General features: G+C 67.2%; 24 protein-coding genes. 9 read left to right on the top strand and 15 right to left on the bottom strand.

From position 1 onward, the window contains the following. The first annotated feature begins 41 nt into the window (after positions 1-41). A complete protein-coding gene (locus ACJMNC_RS13545; protein ID WP_408948482.1) occupies positions 42-419 on the top strand; it encodes a hypothetical protein in 378 nt (125 codons plus the stop codon). A 74-nt stretch (positions 420-493) separates the two neighbouring features. Here the strand turns inward: ACJMNC_RS13545 and ACJMNC_RS13540 are convergent, their stop codons facing one another. The 7 genes from ACJMNC_RS13540 to ACJMNC_RS13510 form a co-directional block, all read right to left on the bottom strand. Next, positions 494-1,453 carry a hypothetical protein gene (locus tag ACJMNC_RS13540; RefSeq protein ID WP_408948481.1) on the bottom strand — a complete coding sequence of 320 codons (960 nt, stop codon included), beginning with the start codon at positions 1,451-1,453 and terminating at the stop codon, positions 494-496. A 30-nt stretch (positions 1,454-1,483) separates the two neighbouring features. Further along, positions 1,484-1,846, bottom strand: coding sequence for a hypothetical protein (locus tag ACJMNC_RS13535; RefSeq protein WP_408948480.1), 363 nt, complete (start codon positions 1,844-1,846; stop codon positions 1,484-1,486). Positions 1,847-1,983: 137 nt separating this feature from the next. Then, positions 1,984-2,277, bottom strand: a complete 294-nt coding sequence (locus ACJMNC_RS13530) for a helix-turn-helix domain-containing protein (protein WP_408948479.1) — start codon at positions 2,275-2,277, stop codon at positions 1,984-1,986. Positions 2,278-2,644: 367 nt separating this feature from the next. Next, the gene (locus tag ACJMNC_RS13525; RefSeq protein WP_408948478.1) at positions 2,645-2,953 is read right to left on the bottom strand and encodes a hypothetical protein; all 309 of its coding nucleotides are present in this window, start codon (positions 2,951-2,953) and stop codon (positions 2,645-2,647) included. Beyond that, entirely contained in the window at positions 2,953-3,510 is a 558-nt protein-coding gene (locus ACJMNC_RS13520; protein WP_408948477.1) for an antirestriction protein ArdA, read from the bottom strand. The genes ACJMNC_RS13525 and ACJMNC_RS13520 overlap by 1 nt, the downstream gene beginning before the upstream one ends. An 11-nt stretch (positions 3,511-3,521) precedes the next feature. Then, the gene (locus ACJMNC_RS13515; protein ID WP_408948476.1) at positions 3,522-3,896 is read right to left on the bottom strand and encodes a hypothetical protein; all 375 of its coding nucleotides are present in this window, start codon (positions 3,894-3,896) and stop codon (positions 3,522-3,524) included. 63 nt (positions 3,897-3,959) lie between these two features. Continuing rightward, a complete protein-coding gene (locus tag ACJMNC_RS13510; protein ID WP_408948475.1) occupies positions 3,960-4,406 on the bottom strand; it encodes a hypothetical protein in 447 nt (148 codons plus the stop codon). A 106-nt stretch (positions 4,407-4,512) separates the two neighbouring features. On the opposite strand from ACJMNC_RS13510, the gene ACJMNC_RS13505 reads away from it, so the two are divergent. After that, positions 4,513-5,535 carry a hypothetical protein gene (locus ACJMNC_RS13505; protein ID WP_408948474.1) on the top strand — a complete coding sequence of 341 codons (1,023 nt, stop codon included), beginning with the start codon at positions 4,513-4,515 and terminating at the stop codon, positions 5,533-5,535. Between the two features lie 57 nt (positions 5,536-5,592). Here the strand turns inward: ACJMNC_RS13505 and ACJMNC_RS13500 are convergent, their stop codons facing one another. Beyond that, positions 5,593-6,123 carry a hypothetical protein gene (locus ACJMNC_RS13500; RefSeq protein WP_408948473.1) on the bottom strand — a complete coding sequence of 177 codons (531 nt, stop codon included), beginning with the start codon at positions 6,121-6,123 and terminating at the stop codon, positions 5,593-5,595. Beyond that, entirely contained in the window at positions 6,120-6,695 is a 576-nt protein-coding gene (locus tag ACJMNC_RS13495) for a recombinase family protein (protein ID WP_408948472.1), read from the bottom strand. The genes ACJMNC_RS13500 and ACJMNC_RS13495 overlap by 4 nt, the downstream gene beginning before the upstream one ends. A gap of 249 nt (positions 6,696-6,944) precedes the next feature. Here ACJMNC_RS13495 and ACJMNC_RS13490 point away from each other — a divergent pair, with 249 nt between their 5' ends. The 3 genes from ACJMNC_RS13490 to ACJMNC_RS13480 all read left to right on the top strand — a co-directional run bounded on the left by ACJMNC_RS13490 (position 6,945) and on the right by ACJMNC_RS13480 (position 10,369). Next, positions 6,945-8,687, top strand: coding sequence for a hypothetical protein (locus ACJMNC_RS13490; RefSeq protein ID WP_408948471.1), 1,743 nt, complete (start codon positions 6,945-6,947; stop codon positions 8,685-8,687). A 114-nt stretch (positions 8,688-8,801) separates the two neighbouring features. Continuing rightward, complete coding sequence (locus ACJMNC_RS13485) at positions 8,802-9,539, top strand: hypothetical protein (RefSeq protein WP_408948470.1); 738 nt, start codon at positions 8,802-8,804, stop codon at positions 9,537-9,539. A gap of 77 nt (positions 9,540-9,616) precedes the next feature. Then, positions 9,617-10,369, top strand: a complete 753-nt coding sequence (locus ACJMNC_RS13480) for a DUF5131 family protein (protein WP_408948469.1) — start codon at positions 9,617-9,619, stop codon at positions 10,367-10,369. Here ACJMNC_RS13480 and tcmP read toward each other — a convergent pair. Further along, positions 10,366-11,583 carry a three-Cys-motif partner protein TcmP gene (gene tcmP, locus ACJMNC_RS13475; RefSeq protein ID WP_408948468.1) on the bottom strand — a complete coding sequence of 406 codons (1,218 nt, stop codon included), beginning with the start codon at positions 11,581-11,583 and terminating at the stop codon, positions 10,366-10,368. The two genes, ACJMNC_RS13480 and tcmP, sit on opposite strands and share 4 nt — an antisense overlap. A gap of 146 nt (positions 11,584-11,729) precedes the next feature. On the opposite strand from tcmP, the gene ACJMNC_RS13470 reads away from it, so the two are divergent. Then, positions 11,730-13,775 (top strand): site-specific DNA-methyltransferase, encoded by a 2,046-nt coding sequence (locus ACJMNC_RS13470; RefSeq protein WP_408948467.1) that lies wholly within the window; start codon positions 11,730-11,732, stop codon positions 13,773-13,775. A gap of 3 nt (positions 13,776-13,778) precedes the next feature. Continuing rightward, entirely contained in the window at positions 13,779-16,400 is a 2,622-nt protein-coding gene (locus ACJMNC_RS13465) for a DEAD/DEAH box helicase (RefSeq protein ID WP_408948466.1), read from the top strand. A 13-nt stretch (positions 16,401-16,413) separates the two neighbouring features. On the opposite strand, the gene ACJMNC_RS13460 is transcribed toward ACJMNC_RS13465, so the two are convergent. The 4 genes from ACJMNC_RS13460 to ACJMNC_RS13445 all read right to left on the bottom strand — a co-directional run bounded on the left by ACJMNC_RS13460 (position 16,414) and on the right by ACJMNC_RS13445 (position 20,512). Then, the gene (locus ACJMNC_RS13460; protein WP_408948465.1) at positions 16,414-16,611 is read right to left on the bottom strand and encodes a hypothetical protein; all 198 of its coding nucleotides are present in this window, start codon (positions 16,609-16,611) and stop codon (positions 16,414-16,416) included. Between the two features lie 94 nt (positions 16,612-16,705). After that, a complete protein-coding gene (locus tag ACJMNC_RS13455) occupies positions 16,706-17,455 on the bottom strand; it encodes a metallophosphoesterase (protein ID WP_408948464.1) in 750 nt (249 codons plus the stop codon). Between the two features lie 47 nt (positions 17,456-17,502). Then, the gene (locus ACJMNC_RS13450; protein ID WP_408948463.1) at positions 17,503-18,993 is read right to left on the bottom strand and encodes a recombinase family protein; all 1,491 of its coding nucleotides are present in this window, start codon (positions 18,991-18,993) and stop codon (positions 17,503-17,505) included. 28 nt (positions 18,994-19,021) lie between these two features. Continuing rightward, positions 19,022-20,512, bottom strand: a complete 1,491-nt coding sequence (locus tag ACJMNC_RS13445; RefSeq protein WP_408948462.1) for a hypothetical protein — start codon at positions 20,510-20,512, stop codon at positions 19,022-19,024. A gap of 199 nt (positions 20,513-20,711) precedes the next feature. Here ACJMNC_RS13445 and eccD point away from each other — a divergent pair, with 199 nt between their 5' ends. After that, positions 20,712-22,184, top strand: a complete 1,473-nt coding sequence (eccD, locus tag ACJMNC_RS13440) for a type VII secretion integral membrane protein EccD (RefSeq protein ID WP_408948461.1) — start codon at positions 20,712-20,714, stop codon at positions 22,182-22,184. Further along, positions 22,184-23,566 carry a type VII secretion-associated serine protease mycosin gene (mycP, locus tag ACJMNC_RS13435; RefSeq protein ID WP_408948460.1) on the top strand — a complete coding sequence of 461 codons (1,383 nt, stop codon included), beginning with the start codon at positions 22,184-22,186 and terminating at the stop codon, positions 23,564-23,566. Before eccD ends, mycP begins: the two co-directional genes overlap by 1 nt. Before the next feature lie 12 nt (positions 23,567-23,578). On the opposite strand, the gene ACJMNC_RS13430 is transcribed toward mycP, so the two are convergent. Next, positions 23,579-24,532, bottom strand: coding sequence for a 4-hydroxy-3-methylbut-2-enyl diphosphate reductase (locus ACJMNC_RS13430; protein WP_408948459.1), 954 nt, complete (start codon positions 24,530-24,532; stop codon positions 23,579-23,581). Positions 24,533-24,539 lie beyond the last annotated feature (7 nt).

Genomic DNA, 24,539 nt, shown 5'->3' with positions numbered 1-24,539 from the left:
AATCACACATACGCACATCACTCGACCAGGAGGTCATCACCATGAAGAACACCCTCGCCCTCACTGCCGCTGCTCTGGGCGCCGCCGCGATCGCCGCCGGCATCGTCGGTGTCGGCACGGCCAGCGCCGACACCGCAGCAGGCGTTGCCGACGGCTGCTACTGGGGCAACACCGCGATCAAGCACGCCGACGCGATCACCGGATACATCGCGCTGCCGGTGAGCGTCGAGGGCAACAGCATTAGCGTGCTGGGGCGCTCGCACCGGTTGACGCCGACCGCCACCGGCGGCACCGCCACCGTCCTCGGCCAGCGGGTGACTCTGACCCAGGCCGGTGACGGCAGCTACGACGTCGCCGGTGGAGGTCCCGTCGTGAAGCTCGTGACCTGCGGTGACGAGGTCTACGGCTCGGCCGAGTAGTCGTCCGACCGCATAAAGAAGAACCCCCTCACCCGATTCGGGTGAGGGGGTTCTGTGCTGTGCGTGGGGGCGGGTCAGTCGGCCCAGACCACTGTCGCCTTGTACACCTTCAATGCGCCTGGCACTACGAAGTATGCGACGTCGTCGCTCGCACCGGCCACGAGCGACAGGGCTTCGGCTTTCGTGTAGCCGCCCTTGACCGTGATGGCCTTGGTAGGCAACCGGTCTCCGCTGGTAACTCGAACGTACGCATACTTATCGCTGACAGTGTTCCCCTTGGACTTGTGCGCGCTCAATTCGGCCTCGGGGAACGAGGTGTCGTTCAGCACCTTGAGTTCCGGGGTGATGGTGACGACGAAGCATCGTATGTTCTTCGCGCCAGCGAAGCTCGGATCACACCAGGCCAACTCGATGTTGCCACTCTCGGTGACGCGGTTGAGACTGATGTGGCTGCTGTCTCGCAACCCGAAATCGGCGCCGTCGAACCCGAGCTTACGAGCGGTCGTTTCCAGATCGAGCACCTCGTCGATCCGCATCGCAGCGCTCGGGACGAATGATGCGTCCTCGTACCGATACTCGGCGTTGTAGACCACCGCAGCCTTCTTCTGCTCCGTCGTCAGGGTGGATGTCGTGCCGGGCGTAGCGTTGCGACTGCTGTCGCTGTCATCGTCGCTCCCACTGCACGCGACGGCAGAGATCACGACGATTAGGAGCACTCCGAGGAAGGCTGCGAGTGCAGCCAGGACACGCGGCCGCGCGAACGGAGCAGGCTTGGCCTGCACCACAGGCGCGGGGCTGCCAGCTAGGGCCGCGAGGGTCTGCTCGGTGATAGGCGGTGCGGCAGGGTCGCTGAGCTGGGCGTCGTAGACCTGCCGACGCTGCGGGTCTCCGAGGATCGCGCGTGCGGTGTCGAGTCGCTGGCGCTGAACTGGATCGGTGGCACCGTTGAGCTGCGCGGTCAACTGCGCGGCGAGCGCCTGGCTGGGCGCGCTCCGGTCGAGGTTGTGAATGAGGTAGAGGTCGAGGTCAGACACGGGAAGCTCCTTCAAGATCGGCGGGTGTGGTCAGCGGCGCGGAACGAGTGTCGAGTGCCCGATGACGGCAGGACCCCAGTGAGTCGGACCCGAGTAGACGCCGCCGCGCTGCTTTCGCAGCACATAGCGCGTGCCCATGACGTCGTAGTACGCGCCGGACTTGGTCTGATGAAGCCGGTACCGCTGGACGCCACCGGCGGGCGGGCGGACTGAGACAACGTTCCCGCGGATGACGGCGTGATTCTTCGACTGAACGCCGAATGTGGTGATCGTGTACGAGTAGGTGCCCGACGCGACGCGGGCAGAGGCCTCGGGCGCGATCGCGGTGCTGCCGGCCAGAGCGGCGACGGCGACGAACGCGGCGATCAGAGTGGTGATGATCTTGCTCTTCATGGTGGTGGTTCCCCGGTGGTGGTTTCAGGTGGTGGTTTCAGGTGGTGGTTTCAGGTGGTGCGTTCACATCTGCCAGGCACGGCGAAGACGGACGTCGAGGGTGTCGGCGTTGTGGGGGTGAGCTGTGCTGAGCCGGGTTACGGCTTGAGCGTCTCGGCGGCCGCCGGATCGGCCTCGACCGCGCTGAGCAGGGCGCTCGGCGTGGTTCCGAGGGCGGCAGCGATCTGGAAGAGCGCGTCGACGGAGATCGTCGCGGTACCCGCTTCCAGACGCAGGATGGCGTGACGGGACAGACCTGCGCGCTCGGCGAACTGTGCCTGGGTCCAACCACGCTCTGTGCGAGCGGCCTTCAGGACCGCCGCAAGTGCCTGCCGACGCACGTCACGCTCTCGCCGCTGCTGCGGTGTGAGTCGGTCGTCGGCGATGGGCACGGCCCCATCTTGTCATGTACTGCATGTCAGCTCCCCTCCTCAGATCTGCGTCCAGCTCGACAGGTAGCGCTAACGCTACCTGCCCTCTTGGCCGATGATCCGCCTTTGGTCGCAAGCGAACTCGGACACAGCAAAGAAAAATGCGCCGCCCGTCGTGGGCGACGCATTCATTGGTATCAGGCGTTTGTGGCAGAAGATAGGCACCTGAACTGCACAGACCGCTCCCGCGGAGGCCTATCTATTCATATTAAGAGGGTAGCAGGTCGCGTCAATATCGAGATGCAGATCACAGGATTCTGCAAAGCCCCGCGTCATATGGACGGATGACCACGGAGGCCGACTCGCGCAGCGGCCAGTCCCCGTGGAATCAGTCGGCAGTCGGGACGTAGACCGTGGTGATCCCCAACTCGTCGAGTAGATCCCAGCTTCCGATGCCGTTGTAGTCCGGGAACACCTCGTCGAGCTGCCGGCCGTGACCCATCGACTCCCAATCCGCGTCGCCCTCGCGCTCGGCGACGATCCGCTGCACCCGGCGGATCGTCGCAGTGCGCAGTCCGCCGGCCGCGGCGGTGTAGCCGACCCGGTAGCCCTCGGATTCGGCGTCGTTGGCGATGTCGTCGTGCCACGCCTCGGGCAGGAGGTCGAGGGCCAGGTCGAGCGGTGTCAGGTTGGTCATCACAGGCTCCTGAAGATGAATTTGCCGCCGTGACCGTCGGGCTCGATGACATGGTCGAAGGCCAGGTCGCGGGTCCACGACTCCCAGTCGAAGTAGCCCTGGAGATAATCGGGCATGCCGACGAGCAGACCGATGTCGTCGGCCAGCGATTCGGCATACTCGCGGAAGCTGTCCCAGCAACCGGCGTACGCCTCCTCGAAGTCGGAGACGGACGGGTAGTCGGTGCTTCTCACGGCGATGTAGCTGCCGGAGCGGACCCAGGCGCACAGCGCAGGCCACTGGATGTCGCCGACCTCTTCGTAGATCTCGCCCCAGCGGGCCGCCTCGGCCAACGAAGGCTCGCCGGACACCGGCAGGCCGTCGTTGTCCATGCAGACGAACTCCTCGCAGCCTTCGGTGCTCCAGTCCACGCCGGAGCCGGCGTGGATCTGTGCTGCGGTGAGGTCCGCCGCATCGACAGCGTCGATCCACACGCCGACGAGACGGCCTGCGGCGTAACAGCTTTCACAACCCGCCCAGACCCTGGGGGTGTTGGTGGTGGCGGTGACGATGGTCATGGCGATTCCTCTCAGTCCCACGGCAGGGCCGCGATCAGGGCGTCGGCGCTGATGGTCTCGCCGGTGGTCAGACGGTGTTCTTCGACCGCGGCCTCGATCTGGCCGACGTTGGCCCGGTAAGCGCGGCCGCAGTGGCCAGCCACGAGGTCAGTCAGGACGACGCGAGCGCCGGCAGGCAGCGCGATGCCGACCATCGACAGGGCGTCGCGGGCGGTCTCCTGCGCCTGACCGGGCGAGTACAGGTAGTCGTGATCGTCGGGAGTAAGCGCGTTGGCGGCGTTGTACTGGTCAGCGGCCTCGGCGCGGCTGAGACCGCGGGCGCCGGGAGCCAGCCGGCCGGCGGCTATCATGCGCTCGACCCACGGATCGCAGATGGTCACGGTCATGGGTGATCCCCTCCCTCGGTGTGATCATTCGAGGGAGCGGCCGTCGACGGCTTCGCCGTCGCTCTATCCGTAGCTGTCGACTTTCAGGCCGATCAAGTGCTCGAACGGGCTTGGCGCAGAGATGATCTCGACTTCGTATGCAGCGGGGGTGTTGGCGTATTCAGGTCCCTCGCCGACGTACTCCCACAAGTGGTCGAACATCCAGTCGAAGCGCTCTTCGTCATCGCGGTGGGCGGGAACGGTCACGTCGAGGATGTGCGTGAAGGTCGCATCCGGGTACGTGTTCGTGACCAGGATCTGCACCGTGATCGTGTCCGTCGCGGCGCGGGCGAGCATCCCGGAAAGGTGGGCGGCGGTCGTCGGGGTGAAGGCCATGATCTGGCCGTCGTCGACCATTACGGCGACGATCGGCTCGACGCCGTCGCGTACCTCATCGGTGCGAGTGACGACGACGCGGGCACCGGACCGGGTAGCGGTGGTGGTTACTGGGGACGCGTGTGGAGCGGGCATGGTGGAACCTCCTCGTGGATCTGTGTCGAGAAGGCTTCCGTGGCGGCTGCGCCGCCAGTTGAGTCAGTATTGCGGAGGCTGACGGCCCGCGTGGAATACTGCCCTGATGATCGAACGGACGGTCAATTTCGAACGCCTCCGCTACATGCGTTGCGGAACCTGCTCTCATGAGTGGGAGGTCAGCGCCGAGTGGCTCGACCGCTTCGACACGGGCGACGAGCCCTGTCCGGAGTGCGGGACCGACTGCACCAGTGAGCACCGCCCGAACTTCTGGGTCCGTCCACAGGACCCTGTTTACGACGACAGCACGGTCCGTAGCCTGTACTGGTACCACTCGTCGACGCACGCCGTCTGGCCAGACCGGGACTTCGACCCCGCCGCGCAGCTGACCGACGTCACCAAAGAGCGGATGGAGGAGAGCGGGCTGTCTCCTGGGACGGTTGAGCGCTGGGTGGCAGGCCAGAAGGCCAAAGCGCTCCACGTCGGCACCTACGAGGCCGCCATCGAGAACATGCTCCGCAGGATGGACAACCAGAGCGACGCGGGAAGCCAGTTCTACCTCCACCGAGTTCAGCTCCGGTCCGATTGCGTCATCGAGCCGGGAATACACGCAGAGCTTCCCAGCCTCATGGGCGACGTAGAACTAAGCGCGAAGTGCGCCCCTGATGTCAACGTGTTCCGGTACGTTAACGTCCACGAGGACCCGTCTAACGTGTCGCTAGCCATTGAGATCGATGCGGTCTGGCGGGTCCAGTCGGTACCAATCCCCTTGGTCGTCACCACTGACGACTCTGAGCTGCGCGTAGCCACAGCGCGTCTCCTTGCCGAAGCGGGGAAACACGCCGTGGAGGAGCCGCCGGAGGACGACGACGATCCACTCGAACGGCTGCTGCGTCGCCACCGCAAACAGGTGACACCTCTCGCGGCCGAAGCCGGGGTGCTCCAAGACGAGGCAGCCGACCGGCTGCCACCGCTCCGACGGACTCGATTGTGCGTCGAGTTTGACGAAGCAGGGTTCGCCGCCGCCCCGAGCACGTTTCCCGCCAAGCTCATCGGTCTTGCGCGTCTATTCAGCGATCCGCGCGCGGTCATCGATACTCTCGCCGAGCAGCCGTGGCGGCGCGTGTAGATGTAGCGGAAGCTCGTGGTCGCATTAGTGGGAAATCCGATGAAGGGGCTAGGCTGCTCAGGGATTGAAGCCTTGATCGGCGAGCACCGCGATCGCAGCGAGAGTGTCGGGAGTCTTGCCGATCGGCCCTTCCCACTGTGAGGCGTCCCAGGCGTTGCCCAGCGGCGTGCCGTAGCGGACGCCGATGCGGATCAGCAGCTTCTCGACCTCGACGGCTGTGAGCGCTCGGCTGGCCAGGTCGCGCTGCAGCGCGTCGATGGCCGAGCCTTCCCACTGGTGCGCGGCGATCAGCGCCCGCCACCGGGAGGCGTCGAAGCCGTCGGGGTCGTAGAGCAGCGGCATCAACTCGGCGCGGTTGACGCGGAGCAGCGTCACGATGCCCGAGAGGATCTGGCTCGACGGGTCCAGTTCGCGCCAAGAGCGCTCGTCGGCGACCCGTTTGTCGGAGGCGCTCTTGCCGATATAGACGACTTCCTGCTCGGGGGTGTGCCAGAGGTAAAGGTTGCCGTCGGTCGCAGTTTTGGCCAGGTCGACGCCGACACGCGCGGCAGCGGCTAGGAGCCGGTCGACAGAGAGGGTGGCGATCACCGGGATGCCCCGGCCCGCTCGACCGCGCGGTAAACCGTCGCCCGGCTGACTCCGAAGTCCTCGGCCAGCTCGCCGACAGTGTGCTCGCCGGAGTGGAACAGCTCGACGAGACGGCGCTCCTGGTTCGGCGGGAGCTTCGGCTTCTTGCCCTGCAGTCGCCCCTTCGCCTTCGCCACCGCCATGCCCTCGCGGGTGCGGGCGCGGATCAGGTCGGCCTCGAACTCGGCGACCATCGCCAGCGCGTTGAACAGCAGCCTGCCGGTCGGGTCGTCGGGGTCGTGCAGGCTCTCGCCGATGCGGAGCTTCACGCCCTTCTCGGTCAGACCCTTCACGATGTCGCGGGCGTCGGGCACGCTGCGGGCGAGGCGGTCGAGCTTGGTGACCACCAGCTCGTCGCCGGGGCGGCTGGCCGCGGCCAACGCCTCACGCAGACCGGGGCGGTCGCGGTTGGTGCCGGTGTAGCCGGGGTCGGTGTAGAGGTGCGCCTCGTCGACGCCGAGCTTGGTGAGGGCGTCGATCTGGGCGGTGAGGTCCTGCTCGTCGGTGGAGCAGCGCGCATAGCCGATCTTCATGACCCAATCGTACGTTAGAGGTACCCTCATTGCGACCATCAACGGACGGGTCTTACGAGACTGTGCGACCTGGGCAGCCTGCCATCGGCCGGCCGCTCGGAGAGTGTCTCGCTGACCGACCGGCTTGCGGACAGCGGAATGTGCGGAATGGCGCCGTGGCCAGGATGTCGTTGTCGGAGGGCACTCGTATCGTTGAACAGGTGAGCATCCATGTGGGACCTCAGGGGTTCGGAGACTGAAGGGGTTCGGATGACGACAGGTACTGTCGACTGGGTCGGCTTGGGTGAGGACGGCTTCTCACGAATCGTCCAAGTAATGGTCAAGCGCCGGTGGGCGGGAATCGGTCACGTCCACTCCCCTGACGGCCGCGGCGGCGACGGTGGGGTCGACGTCCTTGCCGTCGACCAGGGCGATCGACGGCGGGTCTACCAGATCAAGTTCTTCGCCGATGGCTTCAGCGGAGATCGCAAGTCGACCCGGCAGAAGCAGATCAGGAAGTCGTTTCAATCCGCACTGAAGCTTGCCCCTCCACCATACGAGTGGATCCTCGTGGTTCCCAAGACGCTGACGCCCGGCGAGCGCAAGTTCATCGTCGGGCTGGCCGATGATGACGGGCCGCGGATCACGATCTGGGACTCCGACGATCTCGACTCGATGATCGCTGGCATGCCGGACGTCTACCGGTACCTCGTGCGCGACCAGCTCGAAGACCTCGTGGAGAAGTACCGACTTGAAACCGCTCCCATCCTGGGAGGCGTGGACGACCTCAACAATCGGCTGTCGAATCTGCGGGACCTCACTAACTCGCTCAGCCTCTATTGGGGTGTCGACATGGCGGTCACGGAGAACACGATCGGCTACGGCCTGCGACCTAAGCATCCTGGAGCAGCCTCAGATGATCCTGTGACCGTCGAGCTGGGCTTCAAGTCTGACGCTGATGACGCCGACCTAGCGTCGTTCATGCGGTCGCTCGGGTTCGGTGCGCGGGGCCGGGTCCGAGTGCCGGCGCGTGCGGTGACCCGTGTCGCGGTTCGGAGTAGCCACCCTCTGTTCAATACCGAAGTTGCCGACGCGGAGGTCGTCATCGAGGCTCACTCGCGGACCGAGCCCTGCGAGGCCGAGTTCAGGTTCGTCGACTCGTTGGGCGCGGTAGTCGCTAGCCAGGACGCGGTGCTCGAACATGCGGCGAACGGTCCGGACGGTGGATCGATGGCTTTCCGGGTTCTCGAACGCATCGAGATAGAGGTCGACTTCGCTATCACGGTCAACGACGTCGGAGCGATCACCTCGTGCGAGCCCGGAGGGCCGATGCAACTGAGCTATCGACTCGCAGATCTATACCCAGACGAGACTTCGCGGTGCATCAACTTCCTCTCGGCTCTGAGCGATCGCGCGCATCGCTGCGAGGTGAGCATCAAAGGGCGGCACGCTTTCACGTTCACCAGCGACTACGAGATCGACAACGGGCTGGCGGACCTGGCGTCGGCCGCCTACGACCTCCAGGTGATCCAAGAGGACCTCAATCAGAGGTTCAAGATGCCTCCCGAGATCACGGCACGCGAGCGGATCGATCTGCGGGTCGCCCGTGCTGTCTTGGAGGGGTATCTAATCGAGTCTCCCGGAGCTGCCAACCTCAACGCGGAAGTCATCCCGGCGCGGATCGATATTGCAGAGCTGAACGAGCTGCTCATCAACGGGCGACCGGTCAACGTCCCCATGAGCGACTTCGCACTGGCGCTGGGCGATCGTCTCCTGCCGATCGCGGACGTGCGCGCGACGACGAGCTGCGCGAAGCTGGTCGATGGCGACGAACTCAGAAAGGCTGTAGAGGCAGGTCAGGAGGAGCCGTTCGCCACCGTGATGCGGCCGGCAGGGCATCGCTATTTCCTGTTGTACAAGGTCGACCGGATTCCCAAAGACGAGGCCGACCATCAACAGGCGTGGTGGACATTGTCGGGCATCGAGCAGCCCGGCGAACCGCCCACGGTATGACCACTACGAGGTGCGAAGCACGCCAGAGGGCGACCCTCAGATGTCGGCAGTTGACTTCTGCCGAATGTCGGACGTCGTGATTACGGTCGGGACAGGCAACCACAGGAGGACGACGTGTTTGATCGAAACATCGACTACCCACGCGCGGTAGCCAGCTCTGACGACCAAGGCATCGACGCCGCGATCACCTGGTGCGCAAGCAAAGTGGAGAACGGCCAAGTGATCTCGGTCTGGACGCCCCTCAAGTCAAACCTTCGGGGCAACGCGAAGCTAGAGCAGTTCGTGAACCGCTACCGGGACGTCGAGCACATCACTGGCCGTGGCTTCAGCATGCCGGCGGGGCGTGGACCAGTACTCATGGCGTGGCCCCGTATGGACGGCATCGGGGAACTGCTGCGCCACGGTCAGGGAATCACGGCACTGTGCGTCATCTCGTGGAACGAGGACGAGATCCGGCCCTGGGTGACCGCGGTGCGTCCGGAGATTCTCGGCGACGGGTCGGCGTGGGACACGCTGACCGAGCCGCTTGACCCGGTCGTCGTCGAGGCTCTCAAGAGTCTCACGCTGACGATCAACCACAACAACACGATCGCAGCGGGTTACGAGAAGGATGACGTCGTGAGCATGCTGCTGCTCCTGCGCGACTCCGGAATCCCGATGGATGGACCAGCCATGGAGGGCTGGGCGCTCGCCCACGGATGGTCCGGCGACAATCCGGCCCGGCTGGCGAAGTACGTCGACGACATCAACGCGGGCAAGCGCCCGCGCGTCCGCAGGCAGGGACTGAGGGCCGACTACATCGATGTTCTCCGGACGAAGGCCGCGTCCGCAGCGGCAGAGCCAGCGGACTAACGGAAACACCCGCGCCAGGCTTGCACGCAGGGGCGATACCGTAGACACTCCTTGTTACGGATGTGAAAGGTGTGGCGGTGGCTACCAACAGCGCGATCGAGTGGACCGAGGTCACCTGGAACCCTGTGACCGGGTGCGACAGGGTCGCCTCAGGATGCGACAACTGCTACGCGCTGGCTTTGGCCAAGCGACTCAAGGCGATGGGCGCCGAGAAGTACCAGAACGACGGCGACCCGCGAACCTCCGGGCCGGGCTTCGGCGTCACCACCCACCCGCGAGCTTTGGAGCAGCCGCTGCGCTGGCGCTCGCCGAAGGTCGTGTTCGTGAACTCGATGAGCGACCTGTTCCACGCGAAGGTGCCGCTGAGCTTCATTGAGGATGTCTTCGACGTGATCCGGGCGACGCCGCAGCACACCTACCAGGTACTCACCAAGCGCGCGCACCGGCTGGAACGGATCGCAGCCGGGCTCGACTGGCCGGATAACCTCTGGATGGGTGTCTCGGTGGAGTCAGCCGACGTGGTCGACCGGATCGACCACCTGCGCTCGGTGCCCGCTAGGACAAGGTTTCTCTCCTGCGAGCCGCTGCTCACCGCGCTGCCCAATCTGGACCTTGCTGGCATCGACTGGGTGATCGCCGGCGGCGAGTCCGGTCCGAGGGCGCGGCCGATGGACCCGGTATGGGTCGAGGAGATCCGCGACCAGTGCGTCGAGGCAGACGTAGCGTTCTTCTTCAAGCAGTGGGGCGGGCGCACTCCCAAGGCCAACGGCCGCGAACTGGGCGGCCGGACATGGGACGACATGCCCGAGTTGGCGAGGAAAACGGCCTAGGGCTGCGCACCCCATTTCTTGATGACGTGCTGGTGAGGACTACTCCCCTTCCTCACGTACTCGACCTCCTTGGATTTGACCAAGGCGCGCAGCGAAGCCGAGAACGCCGTCTCCTTTGCCTCGCCGTACACGTCGCCGAATATCTCCGCGTAGTGCTGAACAACGCGCTTTGGCTGGCCGTCCGCCGTTAATGCGCGAAGGTTCTCGGTAATGCGTCCGACGGCCTTGGCGTTTTCCCGATCTAGTTGGTCCTTCACTGTGTCCCACAGGGTGCCCTGTCCCTCCTCCGGGTCGGGACCGAGGAAGTCGATCCACTTCTCGCGGGCTTTCGATGCCGCGGCCCCGAAGACCCAGAAGCCGTGTGGATCCTGCGTAAGGAATATTAGGTAGTAGATGGGCTGCTTGTGGACCTGCCGGCGAACGGGTGCAACTACCGCACCGTACTTGGTCCCCGCCGTGAGACGGCGTGCGTATTCAAGGGCGACAGCCTCGGCCGCCGACTCCCAGTTCTCCTCGCCGGCCTTCTCGTGTGCCGCGAGCGCGACGTCGCGCCACCACTCGCCTCCGCAGACGGTGTCGGCCTTCGCGACTCCGCCGAGGTCTATCTGTCCCTTCTTCAACTGGCCGCCCGAGCGGCGGATGAGCCCGGCGTTGAAGTTGAGAAGCACTTCGGTCCGCGGCCATTTCCCGCGCTGGTTGAGCACACCCCTGATCGAGTCCATCGGAAGCACAGCACCACACGGATCGAGCAGGACGAACAGGCTCGCGCCCTTGGCGAGCGAGAGCATGTCGCCGAGGCGGCTCGCGCAGTCGTCCTCATAGCTGTCGATCCGCAGCCCGCGTTCGCGGTACTCGTCGGCGACGGCGTTCAGCGCAAGGTACGAATCATGGTCCTTCTCAACGAGGAGCAGATCGACCTGGGTTGATGCCTTGATCGTCTGAGCGGCGATCATCATGTGCTCGGCTGAGCCGGGCTCGCCGGTCTCGAACCGGCCCCGCCCGGCGAATCCGTCGAACAGCACGCAGCGCTTGGGGTCGAGCTTGCTTGCGGTCATCGCGGCGTATCGAATGACGTAGTGCTCGATGATTCCGTGCTTGTAGACAGACTGGGCTTTGGGCCTGTCCAACAGGCCCGCGTCGGTTCCGGTCGACATCGGTGGTGCTCTCACTCTCGGGCCGTCGCACCCGGCGTCGGCGGAGAGCGGGGCGATCATCCTGGTAGGAGTCATCGTAGTCCGCGAGCATGTGACCGAAGCTGAGCCGCGAGCGGGTGTGTCGCGTGATGCCGTGAACGCCGAGGCGACCTCGGAACGCTCATCCTCCGCAGGTCGCCGCAGGCGTCACAGTAGTGTTGCCCTCTGTGAGCAACGAACTTCAGGCACTCCTCGACCGAGTGGCGAGCACCGATCCGGCGACGGCTAAGGCGCTGCGCCGACACGTCGACGCGCTGCAATCGCGCCGCCAGTTCGGCCTGAACTTCGAGCGGCACACTCCTGAGTCGGTGGCGCTGGTGGGGCGACCGATCTCGGTCGGCGACAAGGTGCGGTTCCTGCCCGAGCGCGGGCAGGCCAAAGCCGAGTCGGAGGCCACCTGGATCGTCACGAAGGTGTCCGGGCCGAGAACGGCCCGAGTCGCTGACCTCGTGGACCCACGGACGAAGGAGACGGCGTCACGGCCGATCGAGGGCTTGGTCTTCGTCGCTGACTTCTGTGATCCAATCTTCCCAGGTCTGGTTTCGACTGAGGTGGTCGATTCGGAAGTGAACGAGCCATTCCACACGGTCATCAACGGTGAGAACTTCCACGCCCTCGAAGCGTTGCGATTCACCAATCGTGAAGGCATCGACCTAATCTACATCGACCCGCCGTATAACACGGGCGGTAAGACGTCTTGGCTCTACAACGACAGCTTCGTCGACAGCGACGACAGCTACCGGCACTCGAAATGGCTGGCCTTCATGGAGCGCCGGCTGCGGATCGCCCGCGAGCTGCTGAAGCCGACCGGGGCGATCATGGTGTCGATCGGTGACGATGAGCAGCACCGGCTCAGGCTGCTGATGGAGCAGGTGTTCGGCGCGCAGAATCACGTGGCGCAGATCGCGGTTGAGATGTCGACGACGTCGGGGCCCAAAACGACGAATGCGCAGCAGGGAACGATCGTCAAGAACGTCGAGTACGTCCTGATCTACCGGAAGTCCCCCGCGTTCGACACTCAACTCAGGCACACCCCGCTCTACGACGGAATCGACAAGTGGGACACGAACTACCCGTTGTGGCTGAACGAGGGAGGGACGACTGAATCGCTCTACGACAGGCTCGACCGGGAACCGGCCGTGCGAGCCGACATCGAGCGGTTCGAGCTGGTCCACGCGAGCGGTAAGAAGGAGGGACAGTTCCTCGGGGCGGCGAAGATGGACGTACTGATAGCAGTTTCCGATGCCGCACGCGAGTTCATCTATTCCAACCTCGACCGGATCGGGCGCACCGATACCCCACCTGTTTCGGCCAAAGACGTCGATGTGCCCGTCGGAAGCTGGGTGGATCACCACACTGAAGGTCGCTCATATCGGCTGACCAGGTCCTCGAAGGGGAAGGTCTGGCAGATCTACACGCTCGATCGCAACTATCGGGAGTCCGACGACTACGAATCCCGATTCGGGCGCACAGTGATCAGGGGCGACCTGTGGCGTGGTTTCTACTCGGATATGGCGCACGTCTCGTCAGAAGGCGGCGTGATCTTCGCCAACGGGAAGAAGCCAATGCGGTTGATCTGCCAGCTCATCCGGTGGGCGAACAACTCCCCCGATGCGGTGGTCCTCGACTTCTTCGGCGGCTCGGGCACGACGACGCACGCGGTGATGGCGATGAACGCCGCCGACGGCGGACAGCGGCGGTCGATCCTTGTCACGAACAACGAGGTCAGCAAACAGGCTGCGCCCGGCCTGCGACGGAAGGGTCTGCGTCCCGGAGATCACGAGTGGGAGGAGTCCGGGGTGTGCGAGGCAGTCACGGTGCCGCGCGTGACCAATGCGGCCCACGAGACGGAGTCGAACGTCGAGTTCTTCAGGCTGACCTACGAGAACCCGGCGCTGGTCGAGCTGGATATGGCCTTTGAGCGGATCGCGCCGCTGCTGTGGCTGCGCGCGGGAGCGCAAGGGCGGATCATTGGGGAGCGCAGCGACACCTTCGACGTCGCCGACTACTACGCGGTGCTGTTCAGCGTCGACGCAGCCAGGCCGTTTCTGCAGGAGGTGGCCCACGCCGAGGGCCTGCGGATCGCCTACATCGTCACCGACGACACGACGCAGTTCCAGGCGATCGCCGGCCAACTGCCTGACGGCGTGGAGTCGGTGCGGCTCTACGAGTCGTACCTGCGCACCTTCGAGATCAACAACGGGAGGGTCTGAGCCGTGCGGTTCACGCTGAAGGACTACCAGAGCGACGCGGTCGAGCAGATCCTCAAGACGCTGCGGTTCGCTGGCCACGACTGGCACGAGCGCGGTAAGCGAACCGCGTTCGCGCTCAGCTCCACGACCGGCTCGGGCAAGACTGTCATCGCCGCGACGGTGATCGAGGCACTGCTGCACGGCAGCGACGAGTTCGACTTCGCGGCCGATCCGAGCGCGGTGGTGCTGTGGGTATCCAAGGACCCTGCGCTCAACGAGCAGACGAAGGGGCGGTTCATCGAGTGTGCCGACGCCATCCCGACCGGCGATCTGGTGCTGCTGGACAAACACTACGCCGAGGATTCACTGGAGACCGGCAAGGTCTACTTCATCAACCCGAGCAAGCTCGGCAAGAAGGCTGACTTCGTCAAGCACACCGACACCCGGCGGTTCACGTTCTGGGAGATCCTGGACAACACGATCGGCGACGAGGACAAGACGCTCTACATGGTCCTCGACGAGGCGCACGAAGGTATGAAGGCGCCGTCAGGCGACGAACAGACGATCGTGCAGAAGATCATCAACGGCAACGGCGCGAACCCGCCGATGCCGGTGGTGTGGGGCATCTCTGCGACGGTCAAGCGCTTCGACGAGGCGATGAAGCATGCGACGGGTTTCTCCAAGGAGCCCAACGTCGAGATAGACCCAAAGCGGGTCCAGGAGTCGGGCCTGCTGAAGAACACGCTGACTCTCGACATCCCGGACGAGGACGGCGACTTCTCCACCACGATGGTCCGCGAGGCCACGCTCGACTTCGTCGCGGTCAGCGAGCTGTGGGCGCACTACTGTGCTGAACAGGGCATCGATACGGTGCTGCCGCTGCTGGTGATCCAGATCCCGAACAAGGCTGCGGGACAGAAGGATTCGGAGAAGGGCCGTCAAGACGAGGACGCACTGATCCACCTCATGCTGGAGACGGTGCGCAAGAATTGGCCGGACATGCCTGCTGACTGCGTGGCGCACGTGCTCGGCGACCGCTCGACGATCGAGGTCGGGGCGTACGAGATCCTCAAGGTCGCGCCCCAGGACATCGAGGACGACCACCAGATCCGCGTGCTGGTGGCCAAGGACGCGGTCAGCACCGGTTGGGACTGCCCGCGCGCCGAGGTGCTGGTGTCGCTGCGCCCGGCCGTCGACGACACCTACGTCACGCAGCTGCTCGGCCGTATGGTGCGCACGCCGCTGGCGCAGTCCACCAGCGTCGAGCGGCTCAACTCGGCCTCGTGCTACCTGCCGTACTTCGACCGCGGCACCGCCAAGGTCGTGGCCGAGGAGATCATGGGCATGCGAGAGCCGCGCGCGGGCGACGGCGGAGCAAGGGTGCCGAATGTGCTGTTCGGGCCGGCGTCCCTGGTACGCAACCCGAATGTACCGACGACGGTGGTGGAGCTGATCGAGTCGCTGCCCTCGCATGCGAAGCCGGCTGCCGCGCCCAAGCCGATCAAGCGGATGCTCAAGGCCGCTGTCGAGCTGGCGCGCGACGAGCTGGTGCCCGGTGCGGACAAGGCCGCCCACGCGGCTATGTTCGCCGTGCTGGACGGCATCATCGCGGACAACCGCGGCCAGATCAACGAGCAGGCCCACGAGATCATGACCGCCGACATCCGGCGGATCACCGCTGAGCACGGCCAGGACGATGCCAGCGACGACGCTGCAGACTCGCGCGCGGCAGACGCGACGACCGTCGACGATGCGCTCCGCCATCTGCGGCGGATGCTGACGACGTCGGTGGTGAACAGGTACCTGCAACGCAACATGGAAGCTGCGATCCGCGCGGCCTACGAGGCTGGCGAGCCGGGCAGCGAGGACATTACCGCGGTGCGGGCGCAGGTGGCGGCGCTGGCGTTCATCGAGGAGCCGGTCAAGGCACCCGTCGAGGACGCCGCGGACTCGCTGACCCGGCTGTGGCTCACGACAAACGCGGCGGGCATCAAGGCCCTGCCGGATTCGCGCCAACCGGTCTACGACGCTATCGAGGACATGGCGCGCGAGCCCGAGCCGGTGTCCATCGAGGTCAAGGACGACGAGCGGGTCGGCACAGAGGACCCAGACGGGAACAAGCTGCCGACAGTGGTCAAGCACGTCCTGTCTACCGTCGACGGCGGCTACCCGCTGGATCTGAAGATGACCAAGAACCGGTGGGAGCGGGCGACCATCGCGCACGAGTTAGAGAACGGGAAGCTCGTCGGCTGGTACCGGAATCCGTCGGGCGCGTCCAAGCACTCGCTGCGAGTGGTCCATGAGTCCGGTGGCACGTGGCGTTCTGTCCAGCCCGACTTCGTGTTCGTTCACGAGGTCGACGGCCAGCTGAAGCCGTCGATCATCGACCCGCACGGCTCGCACCTGGGCGATGCCCATCCGAAACTGGCCGCTCTTGCGGAGTACGCGGACAACTACGGCGACAGGTTCGACCGGGTGATCGCGGTCGGCGTGGAGTCCGGCGAGGACTTGATCGGCTTGGACCTCAAGGATTCCAAGGTCCGCCAAGCCGTCTACTCATGCAGCGCCGACAAGGACTCGATTGCCGCCCTGTTCGCCAAGCACGGAAACAAGTACACGACGATCCAGGCTGGACTGACTGCCTGAACGGGTCGAGCCATCAGTCTCGCGGACGCTCGACCTCGTCAAGAACTGCGGCGAAGACTCGGTCCATTCGAGCCCGATGTTCGGCCGGAAGCTCGTCGACGGCGGCGACGGCCAGCTCAGCCTGCGCGAGGGCGTGTAGCGCGTTGCCGATCGACTGCGTCCGCTCGAACAGCTCGTCGATCTCGGCCTCGGTCATCTGCTCGTCGTCCACGCCTACCAGTAGATCGCGGGCAGAGGACGGCGCACAGCGAATCGAGAGAACAAGCACCAGCCAGCCACCGGCCGGCGGGTGCTTGTGCCGTGAATCAAAGGAAGGACGTTGTCCGACTCACGCTGTCGTAGCGCATGACATTGAGCACCCCGGTGTCCTCCACACGGCCGTCGAGGTACACGTGACCAGCATCGATATAGGGCTCCCAGCAGCGCATCCGGCCCTCCTTCGCGTGCAGCGGACCGACGCCGACGTGTCCCGCGACGACGATCTTGCCGACCGAGGTGGGGCCGAGCGACGGCGGGAACTTTTCGGTGAACGTCTCGTCAGGCGTCATCGCCTTCCACATCGGTCCGGCCTCCTCGTCGACGCCGGCGTGCACGTAGAGGTGAGTCTCGGTCTCGTAGTGCAGCGGTCGCTCCCGCAGCCACTCGATCAATTCGCCATGACGGGCGACGACCTCGCGCTTGAGAGTGGCGTTGACGGTGTCGATGGACCCGCCCGCCAGCTCGGCGACGGCCTGCTCGATGACCTCTGTCGGCAGGAACGACTTGATGGTGACCAGGCCCGTGTCGGCGAGCAGCCACGTCGAGTCGTCGTCGCCGTCGATCCAGTCGAGGAGCCAGCGCTCGTGGTTGCCGGCGAGCGCGACCACCTGGGTGGGGTGGGCGCCGCAGAAGTCCTTCACAGCAGTGAGGACGCCGAGGCTGTCGGGACCGCGGTCGACGTAGTCGCCGAGGAAGATGAGGCTGGCGGTCGAGTCGGACAGATCGACCTTGGTCAAGGCCTCGCGCAGCTCGGGTAGGCACCCGTGGAGGTCGGGAATGGCGTAGGTGATGGTCACAGGGTCCCCCTTTTATATGGCTCGGCTTTACTTGCACGTCCAATTGACTAGGCCACGCCCTTCCACTTGACGTGGAGTCGTTGCGGATCAAACTTCTTCGCCCCGGCCTTCCCAGGTCCGACCGTGATCGTGACCAGGTGATCGACGACCGCTCTCCGACGCAGGAGATCCGCGGCGTCCCACCATTTCTCGACGCTCGCGGCAGCGGCGATCTCAGCCAGCGGCGGCGAGTCCGACGACGCGGACAAGGCGGAGACCTTCTCGTCGATCTCGGCCAGTCGTTGCTCGACGCGCTCTATGGCGCGTCCGAACGACGCAACAGCGACGGTGCCCTCGGCGACGGCGTCTTCCAGCGCGTCGCGCCGGGCCAGGAGGTCGACGCGCTCGCGGGTCAGCGCAGCCAGCTCAGCCGAGCCGTGGTCGGTCGAGGCGGCAGCGGCCAGCGACGCGGCGATGTCGGTCCGCTTCAAACGGGCGATCACCAGGGCCTCGACCGCCGCGTCGGCGTCGTCGGACCCGATATGGACGTGCGTGCCGGGGACGGGACGCTTGCAGGAGTAGTAGGAGTAGCGTCCCTCACCACTCTTGAGCGGTCTCGTCCTCCTGTACATCGGATTGCCGCACTGGCACAGCAGCAGGCCGGAGAGGAGCCGCTGTGGGGTGTTCCCGACCTTGTTGCTGACGCGAGCCGGATCGGACAGGACGGCCTGGACACGCTCCCACATGGCTGGCTCGATGATGGCCGGCCAACTCCCCTCCCCGACCACCTGACGGTTGCGGAGCAGACGACGGCCGTCGCTGTCGGTGGGGTTCCATGTGCTCAACCCCGCGATGTATGGGTTCTTGAGCAGCGACCTCACCATGACCGTGTCGACGCGATTGCCCCGGGTTGAGGTGAAGCCGGCGGCGTTCCAGTCCGCGGCGATAGAGCGAAGGCTGACACCGTCGATGACCTGCTGAGCGGCCTTCCGCAATAATGCCGCCTCGTCCTCGCGGATGGTCGCGCCGTCGGTCTCGTAGCCGAACAGTCGCCGGCCGCCGGTCTTCGGCTTGCCGGAATGCGCCCGCTGCTCGTAGGCGGCGCGAATCCTCTCCGCTTTGTGCGCGGACTCCTGCTCCGCGACGGCACCGAGGATCGTCGTGATGAGGGCGCCGTTCGCGGACGCCGGGTCGATCCCCTCGCCGGTGACGGCGTGGACGGTCACGCCGCGGGGGCGCATCAGATCCATGAGGTCCAGCAGATCGCGGGTGCGGCGTGCGAGTCGGTCCGTGCTGTACACGTACACGCGGTCGATCTCGCCCGACTCGATGAGGGCGCACAGTGCCTTGAAGCGCGGCCGTTCGACACCTTTGTACGCCGACAGCGAGTTGTCGCAGAAGACCTCGCCAGCCGCGTCGCCGACGACGGTGTAGCCGTGCAACTCGGCGAGGCTACGGCACGCCTCCTCCTGGCGCTCGACGCCGACCCCCTCACCAGACTTGTCGAGTGAGATGCGAGTGTAGATCGCAGCGGTGCCGTTCATGCTGGTAGACGCCATGCGGCTAGCGTAGCAATAATCGCAGTCACTATCCGATTTGCTTATTACCGCTGCCGGTGGCGCCGATGCACAGCCCGTGCGGTCCCATGCCGCCCTGGCTGCTCTCCTTGAGGTCCAGATCCACCGGAGTGCCGTCGTCGGTGAAGCCGATCGGCACGCGCAGCCGGTCGGGCCCGCGCCGGCCGGTCCAGCGCCGCAGCGGATCGATGTGCTCGGCACCGGGGATGCCCAGCAGAGCGAGGAGTCCCGGATCGGCGGCGTCGTCGGCCAGCTCGAGTCCGGCGGGCAGCAGACCGCCGGACAGCCGGTAGCGGGCCATGCCGCGGGCGAGGGCCTCGGCCTGTGCCGAGCTCAGCGCGTCCGCGGTCGCGAAGCGCTCCACACCGGCCACGGTGTGCGCGGCCAGCCGCGGCCCGTCGAGCGAGAGCAGCAGTCCGCGGCGGCGGGCCAGCGAATCGGCGTCGGGCGCCAGGTCGAGGACGGTCACCCCGTCGCGTCCGGCGCCGCAGGCCAGCTCCTCCTCCCCGGTGACCGGTCCGCCGTCGAGGATCACCAGCAGGTGCGGCCGCCCCGGTTCCGGCGGCGCAGACCGGACGAACCGGCCGCGCTGGGCGAGCTCGTCGGCCAGTTCCGACTCGGCCAGCGCCAGCGACGGATAGCTCATCCGGGCCGGGCCGAGCCGGTCGCGGTGCTCGGGATGCGCCAGGTGCGGCAGCCATTTGGCCCAGTCCCAGGTGTCGGCGAGCGGATCGTCGGAGACGATCACCACCCGCAGATGGTCGGGTCCGTGAAAGGTGCACAGCTGGCCGACGACCGCGCGGGCCAGTGCGCGCACCGCATCGGGCGGGCCGCCGATCCCGATCGCCGGGAAGCTGCGCACCGCCACCGCGGTGGGCAGGTCGGCGACGGTGGCGAAGGCGTGCACGAACCGGCGCAGGGCACCCGCCGCGACCGGCTCGAGGTCTTCTGCGGGCCCCACCTCGGGAGGCACGAGGGTGCTGCCCAGCCGGTGCGTGCCCAGACCGAGCCGCACCTGCCCGAAGTCGGCATCGGACGGGCGGCGTTCCCACATCCGCGGCCCGCCCAGCAGTTCCGCCAGGGCGGCCGGCGACGGATGGCTCCATTGGGCGTGAGCACGCTGAGTCGCCACCGTCGCGGCCACCTCGCCCCGGATCCGGCCGAGATAGCGCAGATAGTCCTTGCGGTCCTCGTTGAGTTCGGCCGCCCGTCCCGGCCCGCCGCGTCCGCCGGAGGCCAGCATGCCGACCATCGACATCACCATCATCAGCGGGAACATCAGATACAGCGGATTGGCCAGTGCACCGCGCCCGCCGGTGACGAACATCAGCGAGATCATCCCGATCACCGCGACCATCATGACCACCGGCAGCAGCCGGACCAGCAGGTTCTGCGGTACCGCCCGCGGAATCTCCGGTGGCGGGCTCAGCACCAGTTCGCCACCCGGAGGCAGCGGTTGAGGCAGCCGGGCCCGCCGGACGAAATCCACCGTCGACGTCATCGTGTCCCCCGTCGATGATCTGCCGGAGACGGTCCCCCGATCGTCTCCCGCCACGGTTGTATCACCGGGATCGGACGTTCCGGCCGGTTCGCACCCTCGGTCCGGACATCTGTGGATAACTCTGATTCGGTCCTCGACCGCCCCGTCCGGATGGTTATGTCGACGCTCAGCACCGCACCGTGGGGGGAAGGTTCGCGCTATGACTGCTGTCTGTACCGGCGAGGGCAATGGGCCCGGGATCACACCCGAGCCGGAGCTGGTCCGGCTGTCCGTGCTCGGCGGGTCCCGTCAACTCGACATCGCACTGCCCGCGCAGCTGCCGCTGGCCGTGATGCTGCCGGATGTGCTGGGGCACTTGCGGATCCCGCCGCCTCCGCCCGACCAGTACCGGGAGTGGACCCTGGCCCGGATCGGCGGTGCCCCGCTGCCGCCGGAGTCCACGCTGGCCGCCGCGCAGGTGTGTGACGGCGAGGTGCTCGTGCTCCGGGAGAATCTGCCGACCGCACCGGGGGCGATCGTCGACGACGTGGTGGACGGTCTGGCCGCGCAGACCGAGGCCGATGCCCCGTCGTGGTCGCAGCGGGCGGCGCGCTCGACCGGCTACGCCGTGACCGTGGGCGCGGCACTGGTCGCCGCGGTGGCCGCAGCCTCCGCCGGTGTTCCGGCGACGACGGCCGTTCTCGGCGCCGCTGTGGCCGTCGTCCTGGCCGGCGCTGCGGCGGTCGGCTCCCGGACCGGCGCCGAGAACGGCTCGGTCGCGGTCCTCGCCGGATGTGCGGCCATGGCGGCCGCACTGGCCGGATCGGCGGCGCCGGTGCAGGATTCACCCGCGGCCCGGCTGTTGTGCGCGGGCGGCTGCGCCCTCACCGCGGCGGTGATCACCCACCGCTGCACGGGAGTCGCGCACGCCCTGCACGCCGCGATCGTCACGGCCGGGGCGCTGGCCGCGACAGCCGGGGCCGGAATGCTCCTCACCGCAGCACCGGTGCCGGCGGCGGCGATCACCGCGGCTGCGGCGCTCACCGTCGTGCTGCTCGCCGGCCGGCTGGCGGTGGCCGCAGCCCGGCTGCCGCTCCCGCCGGTGCCGGCCACCTCCACGGCCGCACCGCCGGACGGTCCGGGCGCTGTCACCGTGGCCGTGGACGGACTCGATGCGGTGCCGCAGAACGACGACCGGGTCGCCGCCATCGCCGCGGTGGCGCTGGTGGATCTGGACGTGCTTCGCTCGCGGGCCCGGCTGGCGGCGGGCTATCTGACCGGCATCGTCGTGGCCTCGGCGGTCACCGCCGCAACCGCCCTGCTGGTCGCGTCCGGGGCGGCGAGCCGCCCGCCGAGCGGCTGGGATCAGCGGATCTTCGCTGCCGCAGTGGCGGTGTCGCTGCTGGTCCGGGCGCACAGCCATGCCGACCGCAGCCAGTCCGCCGCGCTCATCGGTGCCGGCTGCGCCGCGGCCCTGTTCACGGCCGCCGGAACCTCGTCACCGATCGTGCTGGCCGCGGCGGCCGGGGTGCTCGCGGTGGCCGCCTTCGCCGTCGGCACCACCGCCGGCGACCACGCCTTCTCACCGTTGCAGCGCCGGATCGCCGAGCTCGGCGGCTACGCCGTCCTGGTCGCGGTGGCGCCTCTGCTGCTGTGGCTGCTCGGCGTCTACCGCACCGTGCGCGGTCTGTGATGGCGCCGGCCACGGCGCTGCGCCGGGTGCTCGCCGCCCTGCTAGCGGCGGCGCTGGGCGGGGTCCACCCTGGTGCGGTGTGCGCGGTTCCGCCGGCCGCGGTGATCGCCGGCCGGGCGGTGAGTGCGGCCCCGATCGGTCCGGCCGAGCCGACCGAGGTGGCCACCCGGTGCGCACGTTCGGCCGGTCCGCCGGCCGATCCGGGCGCCCTGCCGGCCGGCCACCTGCTGCTCGAGATACCGCGTGCCTGGCAGTTCAGCCGAGGCGCCGGAGTGACGGTGGCGGTGATCGATACCGGGGTGCAGCCGAATCCCCGTCTGCCGCGGCTGATTCCGGGCGGCGATTACGTGTCGGCCGGCGACGGACGAACGGACTGCGATCTGCACGGCACGCTGGTGGCCGGAATCGTCGCCGCCCGGCCCTCCGGCAGCGACGGCTTCGCCGGGGTGGCACCGGAGGCCGCGGTGCTGACCATCCGTCAGTCCTCCGGCGCCTACCGGGTCAAGGACGCCCGATCCGGGGACCGGGAGGCGCCCGTCGTCGGCGCCGGTTACGGGCCGCTGCCCACCCTGGCCAAAGCAATCGTGCGCGCCCTGGACCTCGGCGCCTCGGTGATCACGATCGCCGAAACCGCCTGCGCCCCCGCCGGTTCCGCGATCGACGATGCCGCCGTCAGCAGCGCGCTGGCCGATGCGCGGCGCCGCGACGCGGTGGTGGTGGCCGCGGCCGGAAACCTCTCCGACGCCTCCGGCTGCCGCGAGCAGAATCCGGCCGCCGCCTCTTCGCCGGAGCGGGAGTGGGAGCAGGTCGCGACAGTGGCGACCCCGGCCCGCTTCGGCCGCGACATCCTGACGGTCGGCGCCGTGGACGCGCGCACCGGCGAGCCGGCCGAGTTCAGCCTCCGCGGGCCGTGGCTGAGCGTGGCCGCACCGGGCACCGAGATCGTCAGCGTGAGCCGATCCGGACTGGTCGACGCCCTGACCGGCGACGGTGACGGTGACGGGCAGCCGGGCCGTCGGCCGCTGGCCGGCACCAGCTATGCGGCGGCCTATGCGGCCGGGGTGGCGGCGCTGGTGCGCGCCCGCTTCCCGGAGCTGTCCGCCGGCGAGGTGATCGAACGGATCGTGCGCACCAGCCGCGGCGGGCCGGACCGCGATGCGGCGGTGGGATTCGGCGTCGTCGATCCGGTCGCCGCCCTCACCGCCGTGCTGCCGCCGGCCGCCGCCCTGCCGGACCCGGCGGCGGGCAGGAGCGTCGTCGCGCCGTCGCCGCCGGCCGATCCGCCCGCGGTGGCCGGTGCGCTGGCCGGGGTCGGCGGGATCTGCGCAGCGCTGCTGCTGGCGGTGTGGGCGCTCACCCGGCGCCGCGGGCAGGCGCGCTGACCGCGGCTGGGGTCAGCGGGTGGTGCGTGCGGGCCGCAGCTCGCGCGGGAGCGCGAAGGTGAGCGTCTCCTCGGCTGTGGTCACCGTGTCCACGTCGGTGAAGCCGTGCTCGGCGAGCAGATCCACCACGCCCTGCACCAGGATCTCCGGGACCGAGGCACCCGAGGTGACCCCGACGGTGCTGACCCCGTCGAGCCAGGCCAGGTCGATCTCCTTGGCGTAGTCCACCAGGTACGAGGAGTCGGCGCCGTTCTGCAGCGCCACCTCCACCAGCCGGACCGAGTTGGACGAGTTCTTGGAACCGACCACGATCACCAGTTCGCACTGCGCCGCCATCGCCTTGACCGCACCCTGACGGTTCTGGGTGGCGTAGCAGATGTCGTCCGACGGCGGATCGTTGAGCAGCGGGAACTTCTCCCGGAGCCGCTTGACCGTCTCCATCGTCTCGTCCACCGACAGCGTCGTCTGGCTGAGCCAGATCACCTTGGACTCGTCGCGCACCTGCACGTCGTCCACGTGGTCGGGGCCGTCGACGAGCTGGATGTGTTCGGGCGCCTCGCCGGCGGTGCCCTCGACCTCCTCGTGGCCCTCGTGGCCGATCAGCAGGATGTCGTAGTCGTCGCGGGCGAAGCGCTTGGCCTCCTGGTGCACCTTGGTGACCAGCGGGCAGGTGGCGTCGATGGTCTTGAGCCGGCGTTCCTCGGCGGTGCGGTGAACCTCCGGGGACACCCCGTGCGCGGAGAAGACCACGATGGCGCCCTCGGGCACCTCGTCGGTCTCGGAGACGAAGATAGCCCCGCGCTCGGCGAGGGTGTCGACGACGTGCCGGTTGTGCACGATCTCTTTGCGGACGTAAACCGGGGCACCGTGCTTGTCGAGTGCACGTTCGACTGTTTCCACCGCCCGGTCGACGCCTGCGCAGTACCCGCGGGGGGATGCCAGGAGGACACGCTTGCTATCGGCCATAACACCC

This window comes from Gordonia sp. VNK21, assembly GCF_046098115.1.
Taxonomy (GTDB): Bacteria; Actinomycetota; Actinomycetes; order Mycobacteriales; family Mycobacteriaceae; genus Gordonia.
Note: the sequence above shows the minus strand (reverse complement) of the source record. Positions and strands in the feature narration are given on the sequence as shown.

What these genes read in the sequence shown, in the direction of transcription:
- ACJMNC_RS13535 (WP_408948480.1), bottom strand. Translation starts at nt 1,846, where the DNA reads ATGAAGAGCAAGATCATCACCACTCTGATCGCCGCGTTCGTCGCCGTC.
- ACJMNC_RS13445 (WP_408948462.1), bottom strand. Translation starts at nt 20,512, where the DNA reads ATGACGTCGACGGTGGATTTCGTCCGGCGGGCCCGGCTGCCTCAACCG.
- ACJMNC_RS13505 (WP_408948474.1), top strand. Translation starts at nt 4,513, where the DNA reads ATGATCGAACGGACGGTCAATTTCGAACGCCTCCGCTACATGCGTTGC.
- ACJMNC_RS13525 (WP_408948478.1), bottom strand. Translation starts at nt 2,953, where the DNA reads ATGACCAACCTGACACCGCTCGACCTGGCCCTCGACCTCCTGCCCGAG.
- eccD (WP_408948461.1), top strand. Translation starts at nt 20,712, where the DNA reads ATGACTGCTGTCTGTACCGGCGAGGGCAATGGGCCCGGGATCACACCC.
- ACJMNC_RS13430 (WP_408948459.1), bottom strand. Translation starts at nt 24,532, where the DNA reads ATGGCCGATAGCAAGCGTGTCCTCCTGGCATCCCCCCGCGGGTACTGC.
- mycP (WP_408948460.1), top strand. Translation starts at nt 22,184, where the DNA reads ATGGCGCCGGCCACGGCGCTGCGCCGGGTGCTCGCCGCCCTGCTAGCG.
- ACJMNC_RS13450 (WP_408948463.1), bottom strand. Translation starts at nt 18,993, where the DNA reads ATGGCGTCTACCAGCATGAACGGCACCGCTGCGATCTACACTCGCATC.
- ACJMNC_RS13545 (WP_408948482.1), top strand. Translation starts at nt 42, where the DNA reads ATGAAGAACACCCTCGCCCTCACTGCCGCTGCTCTGGGCGCCGCCGCG.
- ACJMNC_RS13510 (WP_408948475.1), bottom strand. Translation starts at nt 4,406, where the DNA reads ATGCCCGCTCCACACGCGTCCCCAGTAACCACCACCGCTACCCGGTCC.
- ACJMNC_RS13495 (WP_408948472.1), bottom strand. Translation starts at nt 6,695, where the DNA reads ATGAAGATCGGCTATGCGCGCTGCTCCACCGACGAGCAGGACCTCACC.
- ACJMNC_RS13515 (WP_408948476.1), bottom strand. Translation starts at nt 3,896, where the DNA reads ATGACCGTGACCATCTGCGATCCGTGGGTCGAGCGCATGATAGCCGCC.
- ACJMNC_RS13490 (WP_408948471.1), top strand. Translation starts at nt 6,945, where the DNA reads ATGACGACAGGTACTGTCGACTGGGTCGGCTTGGGTGAGGACGGCTTC.
- ACJMNC_RS13520 (WP_408948477.1), bottom strand. Translation starts at nt 3,510, where the DNA reads ATGACCATCGTCACCGCCACCACCAACACCCCCAGGGTCTGGGCGGGT.
- tcmP (WP_408948468.1), bottom strand. Translation starts at nt 11,583, where the DNA reads ATGATCGCCCCGCTCTCCGCCGACGCCGGGTGCGACGGCCCGAGAGTG.